8 protein-coding genes and 1 pseudogene are annotated in these 12,082 nt (G+C 32.8%); all 9 read left to right on the top strand.

Translation table 11 applies throughout. From position 1 onward, the window contains the following. The 9 genes and pseudogenes from H5J24_RS17670 (at position 1) to H5J24_RS26235 (ending at position 12,064) form a co-directional block, all read left to right on the top strand. Positions 1-969 carry a toxin-antitoxin system YwqK family antitoxin gene (locus H5J24_RS17670; protein ID WP_141395610.1) on the top strand — a complete coding sequence of 323 codons (969 nt, stop codon included), beginning with the start codon at positions 1-3 and terminating at the stop codon, positions 967-969. A 286-nt stretch (positions 970-1,255) separates the two neighbouring features. Continuing rightward, complete coding sequence (locus H5J24_RS17665; RefSeq protein WP_068939467.1) at positions 1,256-2,620, top strand: zinc metalloprotease; 1,365 nt, start codon at positions 1,256-1,258, stop codon at positions 2,618-2,620. Then, a complete protein-coding gene (locus H5J24_RS17660) occupies positions 2,620-3,096 on the top strand; it encodes a hypothetical protein (RefSeq protein ID WP_232815740.1) in 477 nt (158 codons plus the stop codon). Before H5J24_RS17665 ends, H5J24_RS17660 begins: the two co-directional genes overlap by 1 nt. Positions 3,097-3,335: 239 nt before the next feature. Continuing rightward, positions 3,336-5,108 carry a hypothetical protein gene (locus tag H5J24_RS17655; protein ID WP_068939460.1) on the top strand — a complete coding sequence of 591 codons (1,773 nt, stop codon included), beginning with the start codon at positions 3,336-3,338 and terminating at the stop codon, positions 5,106-5,108. A 363-nt stretch (positions 5,109-5,471) separates the two neighbouring features. Beyond that, positions 5,472-5,813, top strand: coding sequence for a hypothetical protein (locus H5J24_RS17650; RefSeq protein WP_068939456.1), 342 nt, complete (start codon positions 5,472-5,474; stop codon positions 5,811-5,813). 620 nt (positions 5,814-6,433) lie between these two features. Beyond that, on the top strand, positions 6,434-7,042 hold the full coding sequence (locus H5J24_RS17645) for a hypothetical protein (protein ID WP_068939454.1): 609 nt from the start codon (positions 6,434-6,436) through the stop codon (positions 7,040-7,042). A gap of 193 nt (positions 7,043-7,235) precedes the next feature. Then, entirely contained in the window at positions 7,236-8,504 is a 1,269-nt protein-coding gene (locus H5J24_RS17640; protein ID WP_068939452.1) for a hypothetical protein, read from the top strand. A gap of 113 nt (positions 8,505-8,617) precedes the next feature. Further along, positions 8,618-9,289, top strand: a complete 672-nt coding sequence (locus H5J24_RS17635) for a hypothetical protein (RefSeq protein WP_068939442.1) — start codon at positions 8,618-8,620, stop codon at positions 9,287-9,289. Between the two features lie 278 nt (positions 9,290-9,567). After that, positions 9,568-12,064: pseudogene (locus H5J24_RS26235) on the top strand (ATP-dependent Clp protease ATP-binding subunit). The last annotated feature ends 18 nt before the right edge of the window (positions 12,065-12,082 follow it).

Below are 12,082 nucleotides of genomic sequence, written 5' to 3'. Positions count from 1 at the left end.
ATGAAATCAATATTTTCTCTTTTTTTTATATCAATATTTTTTTTCAACTCATGTTGTGCTCAAAAAAAAATTGAAAAGCCACCAAAACCTAATAGTTTGAAATTAAAAGACATAAAACTAACTGAATTACAAAAACCAACTTTTGTTTTAACTTTAGGAAAGTTAAAACAAAATAAAGATAGTTTGTATTGTTGGGAAGTTGATGGTGAATGTAGCATAATTGATGGTAAAATTAGATTATATACTCACAGTATAGCAAGTGGTGATAACGCAAGCGTAACTGAACGCCTTTATGCAGAAGGCGAATTTTTAGAAGGAAAATATCAGGGGATTTGGAAATATTATGATAAGGATGGAAGCGTCATAAAAAAAGAAAATTGGGATAATGGGAATCTGAAATTTAGAAAACAAAATAATAGAATTAACACTTGTGATAATATGAAAGAGTATAAATTTTCTACCATACAATCATCGGGTTACAATTCGATAGAACAGTTTAAAAAAGATTTTTCAATTAAATCAGGAAAATTAACCTGTAAAAATGGGATTATTAAAAGTATGAGATTGATTTTTGAAAATGAAACAACAATTCAATTTGTATCTATTAATGACGGAATTACAACTGGTCATGAAATTCAGATTAAGGAAGATCCAATACCATCAGGAAAGAGTTATTTTTATGATAAAAATGGAAATATAGAAAGAATATCAGACGTAAAAGAAGAACTTTCAGCAGAAAATGGTTATTATTTAGACTATTATTACCCTCAACATAAAGAAAATACTGGAGTTAGAACAATTCCTATTATTAAGTCTGAAGGCCAGATAAAAAACAATTTCAAAATCGGAGAATGGAAATATTATGATATAGAAGGTAAACTAAAACAAACAAAAACTTATTCAATAAAGGACTATGTAGATGTTCGTTTTCCGCACTGCATTTTCAATAAAATAGAACCTTGTTATTAGTTCTTTACTTGAAAATATAATGAAATTAATATAAAATTTACGATCACATATAACCATAAATTATAAGAAAGAGGTTTTTTAAAAGGTAGTTATTAGGGAATTTGGAAATACTACGATAAGAATGGAAATACTATAAAAGAAGAAAAATGGGATAATGGAAATTTAGTGTATAGGAAAGAGTATCAAGAAAAATTTATTCAATAAATATGCTTTTTAGTAGTATCTTTTTATAAGAAAATATAAAAATAAAAAACAGTAATTACGAAAAATCAAATATCATTACATTATGAGTAGGACGAGAATCGTAAAAGGAACTTATACCAAGATTTCTCAGGAAGGACACAGCATGTATTCTAATGAGAATATTATCACCACCGCTGGGTCTGCGATTACTGAAACCGGGGTCAAGGATGGATTAAGTTTTGGAAATCCCTCAATGCCACCTGCCGGAAAAGTGGTGGCTAAATGCATGGTGAAGTTCAGGCCTCATGATAAGTATAAAGATAATCCTGACTTTGGTTTTGACTGGCTAAGAGAAGGGGATTCCGGACAGCTGGGAGACAACTGGTTCGGAGCCGTTATGGGAAAATATTATGAGCCGGATAATGTCACGGTTTTTAAAAACGGGAATAGCTGGAATACCAACTTCCACAAAGATCCTAATATGTATGATAAGAAACTGAAAAGCTATAAAAGCCTTTCTATTTCATGGAAAAAAGTGAATAAAACCCCTTACTTGTATCCAATACCTGTTTTGACATTATTAAAAGGAAAGTCAGCACTGTTAACCCTTAAAATTGAAATTAAAGAGAAACCTCAAAAACTGACTTTTGAATTTAAAGATAAAGATGCAGAAAAATACTTATCTCTTAATCTTAAAGAAATAGGAGTGATTAAGGCAGGAAAATATGATAAATCCAATTATCTGAAAATAACCTGCAAAGAACAGTTCTCCAAAGAACAGTTGCTGTATGTAAAAGCAGATGGTGAGATTTGTGGTGCTTTGTTTATTCATCCCAATTCTGTGGCGCATGTTAAAAAGATTTCTGCGCTTTTTATTTCCGTAAAAACAGATATTAATGATGTTATTAAAGTAGGAAAACCCAAACCTGGCAGTCAGCAGTATTTTACACAATGCCTGAATCAGGCGTTGGTATCTCCAACCATTCAGAATTCCTTTTCTATTGATTGTACGGGAAACCTAATCTATAATGCCTTCAGGTTCAAGTTTTGTAAAAAGATTGACGGGAAGTATTATATAGACAGCTCTAGTGGATTGAGAGACTACCTGGAAGAAAAATTCCGGGATAAATACGGCAGCCAATACGATTCGCATTTCAAAGTCTTTTTTATAGAAGATATATATCCGGGGTGGAAGAATGGTAAAATTGCTTCCTATACCAATGGCTTTTCATTTTTCAATACCACTTTTACAGTTCAGTTTTATACCCATTCAAAAGAAACAGTTGCCCATGAATTAATGCATGCGCTGGGACTTCCCCATACTTTTGATGGAAATGCTCCGGCAAAGTATACCTATGAAGCCTATAAAACAAATAATCTTATGGACTATTGTCATCATATACAAATCCCGAGAATTACTGTTTTTAAGTGGCAATGGAAAGTGTTGAACTCTAAAATTATGCTGTAATGAAAAAAATATTAATTTATTTTTCCATATTATCTTTTGTAATATGCTCCTGCCAGTCTAAAAAAGAAGAAACTCAAAAGAATCACAAAACGAGTACTATGGTTGAAAAATTTGATTTTGCTTTGTTTAAAAAATATCAGGAAAGCAACGGAACATTGGAGCTCAAAAACGGATACACCGTTTTGTCTATGTCTGCTCCGGAAAAGGATGAAGCGGGAACTTTGGAAGAATTACTTCCTAAACCATCATTCCTGTATGTTTACAAAGAATTTTATCCCAATGGGAATCTGAAGAAAAAAGAAACCCATATCAGTGAAACCGTAAAAGTAGAAAAATCCGAATACTATGATAAAGACGGAAATCTTGAAAAAACGGTAGATGAAGATCAGAACTATGGAAAGATCAAATACCAGGATGTACTGAACTTTCTCGATAAAAAGGATACATCACCCTTAAAACAGGAGCAGGGAGATTAAATGATGACGGAACCAATAAATATGATATTGTATACGATCAGGATGTTCCTGTCTGGAATATTTCAATCACTCAGGGAAAAAGACTTACAGAAAAAGAACTATTGGAGATTATGAAAACATCTCCCGGTGAACCTGCTGCCTGGAAACCTGTTGTTTATCAAATGGATGCCAATACCGGTAAAATCATCAGTGAAAAATAATAGTTGAGATCATTACGGAAATATTAATACCAGTAAGCTATGAGTAGGACGAGAATTGTAAAAGGAACTTATACCAAAATATCTCAGGAGGGACACAGTATGTATTCCAGAGAAAATATCATTACTTCTGCCGGAGAATCCGTAACTGAGACAGGGGTAGAAAAAGGGGTAAAATATGGAGACCCCGAAGATTCTCCTAAAAGAAAAGGGAGAATTATTGATATTCTTATGTTTGTCGCTGGAACTACAGATCCGGGAAATACTGAAGGAACGAAACATAAGGCGAATACAAGCTATTGGAAATATATTGATGAAAAGACCAAGCAAGAAACAAAGGAAAGTTTAAATAATTTATGGAATAAAATCAAGGAACTTAAACCTCAATTTACTGATTTGCATATCGAAGGAGACTTTTTCAGCTGGTCTGGTGATAATGATACCAAGGAAAGAATCAAAGCTTCCGAGAGATTATTTGATCTGCTGCTAAGGGTATATCCCGGCTGGAAAAATCAGGAGGTACATTTGCATCTCATTGGTCATTCACATGGTGGTAACGTCATTAATCAGTTTACAGAGCTTATCTCCAGTAAGGATATGATTGCAAAATCCAGTATTTTGAAACCTCGTAAGATTACAGAATTTCCTAAAGAATGGAAAGTTAAAAGTATCACGTATTTATCAACTCCTTTTTTCCAGAAGAAACATCAGTTGAATCATGGAAAATTACATAAAGAATGTAAGATCATTAACGTTCATAATGAGTATGATCTGACCCAACAATTGATTGCAGACTTCAGTTTGACCAATTTAGAAGGCCTATTAAAGTCTTTTCAAATGGAGAAATTTAAAACGGGTATAGAGACATTGAAAGGTGTAAATAACAATACTATTTTAACTTATCTTAAGGGCATAGGTCTTCCCAGCAGCCATAAGAAAAGAGCAGTTCCGGCATGGAAAGAAATGGCAAAAGCTTTTTTGGGAGTAAATATGATGACGAAAGAGTTTATCCTATATATTGATTCTCTAAAAATTGAAAATTCTAATCTGCAAAAAGAAAAAGATTCGTTTATTAGCCTTTTAAATAATCTCTTACGATGGACCTATGATGTCTATAATAATTATAATGCTGGCATAGCAAAAGGGTATGATAAAGTAACATGGGCACAAAATTTAAATCTGACACAAGGGTTGAGGGTTTTAAATATTTTGTTTGACATTAAAAGCAGTCCAAAGGATAGTTATTTACTAAGTTTATTAGCAGGTGTATTTGGAGAAAATAAAGGAATCACTGATAGTATTGACGAAACATCCTGGACACCCAAAAAGCAAACCAAAGGACTGTCCATTATAGATGTACCTATTTTTGAAAGTGATCCCTATAATTCCAGAAATAAGAGAAAAGAATTTGGTGGTTTTTTAAAAGGAGCACAAGGTGCAGTACATGCCCGGGAGCTGGAAGATTTGTTGATGAGGTTATTCAGTCAGTTTATTAAACCCCTTGAATTGAAAAAAATTATTGGCTATATTGATGATGCTGAATATATCGTAACAGGAAATTTAGACGCACAACTTAAAATTTTAAGAGGAAATCTTAGACGATATGATACCTTTGTCACAAGATATTATGCGGGATTAGTTACTGAACAAGATGAAATAACATTTAAGGATGATATTATAAAACGACCGGGTTCGCTAGCATATTTAGCTATGGCATCTCATAGTTTAAGTCATACCCAATTGTGGGGGAAAGTTGAAGAGGGGTTAAAGAATTCTTTCAGTTCTGAAAAGAAAGCGAAATATAACAAGAAATAAATATATGGGAAATAGTAAGAAAAATATTATTATAAGTTTATTGATATTTGTTTTATGTACAATTATTTTGTCTGGCTGGTATATTTTATTACATAGATATGAAGAATTGATAAATGTAAAAAGTATTGGTAAAGTTGTTATAAATGTTGGTCTCATTGGAGCAATTATTCCTGCAGTAATATTTTCTCTCATATATTATCTATCGAAAATTATATTAAATAGGCTATTACTCACTTTCCTGATCTTTATATTGTTCATTTTTTTACTATTTTCAGTCTACTGGCTTACCGTAAATATGGTATTCTATCATATAGATGATTCTAAATCTTTTTTACAATCATTATTGGAAGTATTCTAACATATATGAAAAATATAACACAAATTATTAGTAAAGCGCTATTTGTCTTTTTACTGGCTAATTTACTGATTATTATTTATTTTATATTTAGTTACAGCAGTATTATTGAATCTGTTAATACAGAACTCATTGAAAAAATAATAAAGCAATTTGGCTTGATTATAAGTATTCCCACAACTATTTTATTTGTTCTTATAGATACTATTCTCATAAAAATAATTAAAAAAATATGGGCTTTATATTTGATTCGGGCTATTGCTTTTTTAGGATTACTTTATATAATGTGTCTGATTTTTTCTTTTTATATCATAACAAGTGCTTTAATAGATAATCCTTTGGCTAAATAGTAGAAGTTTTTTAGATAAACAACTTAAAATATTAAGCGGAAATTGCGAAAATATTATGTGGGGTTTACTACAGAACAAGATTAAAAAAGATGTAACTATATGTTGAAATGACCTATCATACTTTGTTATAGAATCTCATAGTTTAAGTCATACCCAATTATAGGGAAGGGCTGAAGAATGGTTAAAAAATTCATTTAGTTCAGGAAAAAATCCTGGATACGAAAAGAAATAGAAATGGACAACATTCGAAAGTTCATATTAATTAGTTTATTGATATTTATTCTATTAACAATAGGAATTACATGTTGGTACATTTTATCTTTAAATTATTTAGAAAAATATGATCTAAAAAATATTATAAAAATAGTTACTCAAATTGGATGCATTGGGGCAATAATTCCTTTTTTAACTATTTCATTAATGTATTATTTTATAATAAAAATAAAAAGTAAACTCTTGCTTTTATTTTTGATGATCATTTTAATTATTTTTTTAATATTTCAGGTATATTGGATTTCTCTAAATTTATTCTTTTATGATATAAAGGGTTCTGAATCTTTTTTACAATCATTATTAGGAGCATTTTAACCGCAAAGTTTATTAATCAATAAAAAATAATTATGAAAAAAATATCATCATCCATTGTTATATTCCTTCTCTTGGCCAATGTGAATTTATATTCACAAAAAGCTGCTGATAAAAACAATTATACATCTCTGATACAAGAAGAAGTGGGGGATCTGAATAATGATAAACGCAATGATAGGATTATGGTAGAAATGGATGTGACAGATGATACCAGACCCGTAAGAGTACAGATATTCCTCTCCCAGCCTAATAAAAAGCTTCAACTGATCGTTTCTTCTACAAAACTTATTGAAAACGAATATCCGGCTTATAAAAATGGGAAACATAATGGTAATGTAATTCCAGATTTTTTTATTGAGGATGGTATATTAAAAATGCTTACTGATATTAATAACCGGAAAAGCAGCTATGAATTCAGACTGAATAAAAATAATTTTGAATTGGTAAAAATATCACGGGTAATATGGGATGGAAAAGATACCACTTTTGAAACGAGAATTGACTTAATAGCCAAAACAAAAATTGAGTATGAACAGGTGACAGGTTCTGAGAAACTCTTAAACAAAAGGAAAAAAGAGATCAAAATCAATGCTTTGCCCAAAATACAGGATTTAAGTTTTTCTGATTTGGAAAAATTTTAAAACTTCCGATCTAATCTGTAATTTGTATTTATTTTGGAAAGCCACTGGAGTGCAATTCTTTCATCCGGGTTATGTAGTTGATGTTAAACAATACAACGCAGAGCTGGTAACGACAAAAGATGAAAAAGAATCAAGGATATGATGAAGCGACCGGGAACAGTACCTTCCCTTCAAAAGCTTAATAAAAAACTAAATGACTATTTCCAAATCAAAAACTATTCTGTTAATAGGATTTATTTTCATATGTTTTAGCCTGGTTATCGGTTGCTATTCAGGTGATCCGAAGAGGGAAGAGAACAATAGAGAGGTAGAAATATTTAATGAGACAGAACTTTATCCGGATCAGAGAACAGCTTATTCTAAAAAAGGAAATACCATTCTATTTTATTCCCCAACTTCAGATCATAGCCTATATTTAACAGCCGACCTGGATAAACATATCCTTACCCTAAAGGACCCGGAAGCAATGAATCTTGCAGGATTATTAAAAATCAATGATTTCAAATATATTGTACCCAAAAAATATGCAGATTTTCACAAATTTGCACTCGGAGCAGCGGGAACAGGCGGTGGAGAATTTTTTACCCATATAGAATTGAATAAACTGGGGCTCATCAAAACCATGGAAATAGATGTTCCGGAAGGTAAAAGCAAATATCTGTATCAGTATAACAAATATGGGCAGCTTTTGAAACTAGCTAAAGAAAGAATGTTGCTAAATAAAGTTTTGTTGGAAAATAGATATGATGAAAAATCAAGATTGATTTTCAGAAAGCAGGACGATGAAAATTTTAAATCAGAGATAACTTGGGTGTATGATAAAAATGGCTATATACAGAAAGAAAATGCCTGGGAGAAAGAGATAGCTCCCAATGGAAATATAATCAAAGATCAAACAAAGACATTTTTCTACGAGTATAACAAACAGGGGCAACTGATAAAAAAATATACCCAAAACCGGAATGATATCATTGATTTTACTTATAACAATGAAAATAAATTGGTGAGTATCCTTGAATATTCAGGAACTATAGATAATGACCACCCGGGAAAAATCATGAATCATTTTGTTAAAAAAACATATACCTATCTTAAAGATGAGGTGATTAATGCGGTAAGTTATGAGTATGATATTATAAATTCAACTGTTTTAGTCAACGGAAAATGGGAGACAATTTCCATGGAAGAACAGAAGAAGCACGCATGGAAAAAATTGAAAGATCAGTCAGCAATTCCTTTACGGATTATGGAAACAAAATATACTTATCAGCCTTCGGAAATCAATATCTCACTTCATCAATATAGTATTTATAGTAACTCCAATGAACAAAAGAAGCCAACCAAACAACTCGTTGATTCAGATTCAATAACTTATAGATGCGATAGTAAAGGGCGGCTCGTTAAAAAAGAAACCTATAATCCTGGTACAAAAGAAATAGAGGTTCAGGAAATTTTCTATTAAAAATATGGGATTATTACGGATTCTTTTACAATTAAAATATTGATTATATTGTACTGCTCATAAGAGAAACCAAAAACCTTTATTAATAAAACCATGTTCTAAATTAAACACTAATGAACAAAATCACCGATCACATAAAATATTTTTCTAAACTATCCGCAGTATTTATCTTCAGCGTATTTAAAATTTATGCCATAGGAATTCTTTCAACCGTTATCACTTTCTCTTTGGGTATTTATATCATGGCTGAAAGTTTAGGCTCATCATTAGGTCATAGTGGAGCTTTTGCCTTTTTGATTGCAACTGTTATGGCAAAACCTTTATCAGCAAGTCTTTTTTACTTGTTAATGGTTGCAGCCCCATTTTGTATTGGTATTTTCTCTACAAAATACGGCATGTCAAGAATTATCAGCAGGCTTGTACAAGACCATTCCAAAACAATTCTGGTTCCTTTTATCGATAAAATTATTAATAAAATTAAAAATACCGAGCCGGTAGTCGTCCGCAACAGTACAGATTATGCATTGGCAAAAGTAAGGCTGTTGAATGAATTCAAAAACAGCTCTGAAAATAAAATCCTTAAACGTGTTTTGGGATATGCCCTGAATAAAGTGAAATTTGATGAACTGAATTTAGGCGATGAAAATGTAGATTTTTATGAAATCATGAAAAATACGCTGATAGAAAAATTACACGAACTGGCAGAACCTTCAGCTATGATTTTTTATATCTATATAGGTCTTCAGTGGTTAAGCCTGATCCTTCTTTATTTTCTGAATATATAAGAGATATTAGGCTGTGGGAGAAGAAATACGGGATTTTATAAGTAGTTTAAAAGCGAGGAAAGGATAAAAACATACGCTTATTACTTCTCTAATTGAAGAATTAACTATCTTTATCACATTTAGAATAAAATATTTAATTTTAGCAAAATAAAAGAACCCTCTTTGGTTTATGAATCACCAGTAATAAAAGTACAGGGTTCAAAGAAAGAAAAGAACATCAAATCATCTGAAAACAATAGGTAAACAGAACGCAAATATTAATATAAGAAAAATTATAAATGGGAGTACTAGTAACCAACGAAACAGTAAAGCAGCTATTTCATATTGCTCAGTCGATAGCGAGGGAAAATTATAATGGCACTTACGGAGGCCCGCATATTTTGCAGGCGCTGATGCATAAAGATATTGGTCTTAATGAATTTTTAAAAAGCATAGATAAAGATCCCGGTTATTTCTACGAATGGGCAGATGTGCGTATTGAAGAATATCCTAAAACCAGTCATCTTCCGGATGAAGTAGGCCAGGATGAAGCCGTAGATACACTTATAGAAGAAGCAGACGATATCCGTTTAAAGCTAGGGTTGGATGAAATTACCCCAATTTGTATCCTTACTGCCATTGTAAAGCCTCAGGTTGTGTTTTCTCTTCAGCAATTGAAGTCATTACCGCTTAGAGAGCATGAAATCTTTAACCTATATAGAAAAGATACTCCATTTACCGTTTCTGAAAATGGGGATTTTGCTTCATTATTTTCCAATGGATCAGATTTTGCAGACGCATCTCTTCCATCCATTAAAAGCTACTGTGTAGACAGAACAGCACAGGCTAGAAAAGGAGACCTTGAAAATATTATCGGTAGAGACAAAGAACTGAGAATGCTGGTAGAAATCCTTTGCCGAAGAAGCAAACCGAATGTAATCATCATTGGAGAACCGGGAGTAGGTAAAACAGCATTGGTAGAAGGGTTTGCTATAGAAATTACAAAAGGAAATGTTCCGGAAATGCTGAAGAACGGAACCCTTTTAGAGTTGGACACTGGAGCTTTATTAGCCGGAACATCTTACAAAGGTGAGATAGAAGACCGTCTGAAAAAAGTAATCAATGAATGCAAAAAAATTGAAAAAGCGATTCTTTTCATTGATGAGATCCATACCCTTTTAGACCCGAAAGGAAGCATCGGAAATGTTGCTAACCTTTTGAAGCCTGAATTGGCAAGAGGGGAAATTACGGTAATCGGTGCTACCACTCAGGAAGAATACAGAAAAATCATTGAGCCGGAACAGGCTTTCAACCGTCGTTTCGAAGTATTAACGGTCAATGAACCGGATGAAAAAACTTGTGTGAAAATGATTGACGTTCTTCTGGAAGGCTATAAAAAACATCACGGAATTGAAGTGGAAAAAACAGCCCTTCCGGAATGTGTACGTCTGGCAAAAAGATATGCTAAAGGTAAAAAATTACCAGATGCAGCCATTGATTTACTAGACAGAACCATGGCAGCCATCAAAATGTTGGATGAGCTTTCTGAAAAAGAACTTGACAGTTGGAAAGAAAGTTATGATGCTATCTTAAAAGAAGAATACCTTGATAATAAAGATAAGGCAGACGAACTGATCTGGACTTATAATTTATTGAGAGACAAAATAAGCCCTATTTTATGGGGATCATTGAGTGAACAGCCTGCTCTGGACAACTCAATGCCGGTAGATCAGATTCAGAAAATCATTGAAGATACCTATGCAGAGCTTTTACAGCATGCTGCGAAAAAAAGAGAAAAAAGTAGACCGTTTGGAACTGGCTGCTGTAATGGCTGCTAAAACCAATATTCCAATCGGAAAAATCCAGGCACAGGAAAAAGAAAAGCTCCTGAATATGGAATCCCTTCTATTAAATAGAGTTGTAGGTCAGGATCATGCATTAAAGATCCTTTCTGATGCTATTGTTGAAAATCGAAGTGGGCTAAACAAACCAGGACAGCCCATTGGATCCTTCTTCCTTCTAGGACCTACCGGAACCGGAAAGACAGAGCTTGCCAAATCAATGGCAGAGCTATTGTTCAACGATGAGAAAGCAATGGTTCGTTTCGATATGTCGGAATTTAAAGAAGAACATTCAGCGGCATTACTTTATGGAGCGCCTCCGGGATATGTAGGATATGAAGAAGGAGGGATGCTGGTTAATAAGATTAGACAACAGCCGTATACTGTGGTTTTGTTTGACGAAATTGAAAAAGCCCACCATTCCGTATTTGATGTATTCCTTCAGATCATGGACGAAGGAAAAGTACACGATAAGCTTGGTAAAGAAGGAGATTTCAGCAATGCTCTGATCTTATTCACTTCTAATATTGGAAGCGAAGAAATTGTAAAGCAGTTTGAAGAAGGGAAAATCCCTGAATCATCTTCACTGATGCAGATTATGTCTAATTCAGGAAGGTTCAGACCGGAATTTTTAGCCAGAATTACAGAGATTATTCCTTTTGCCCCAATCACGGAATCTATTGCTGAAAGAATCTTCAATATTCAGTTAAAATCACTTCATACTTCATTAACGAGACTTGGAATTACTTTAAAAATCAGTGATGATGCAGTCAGGAATCTTGCTCTTGGCGGGTTCAGCAGTAAATATGGAGCCAGACAGATTTCCGGAGTGATCCGTGCACAGCTGGCAAGGCCTATTTCTAAAATGATCGTAAGAGAAGAAGTGAAATCCGGGCAGACCATTCATGTAGACTGGAATAAGGAAGAAGAAAAACTAAGCTGGAAAGTAGATTAGTAAGAAAGTAAATAGTAA

It is taken from the genome of Chryseobacterium capnotolerans (genome assembly GCF_021278965.1).
Lineage (GTDB): Bacteria > Bacteroidota > Bacteroidia > Flavobacteriales > Weeksellaceae > Chryseobacterium > Chryseobacterium capnotolerans.
This window is presented reverse-complemented; position numbering and strand designations above follow the sequence as displayed.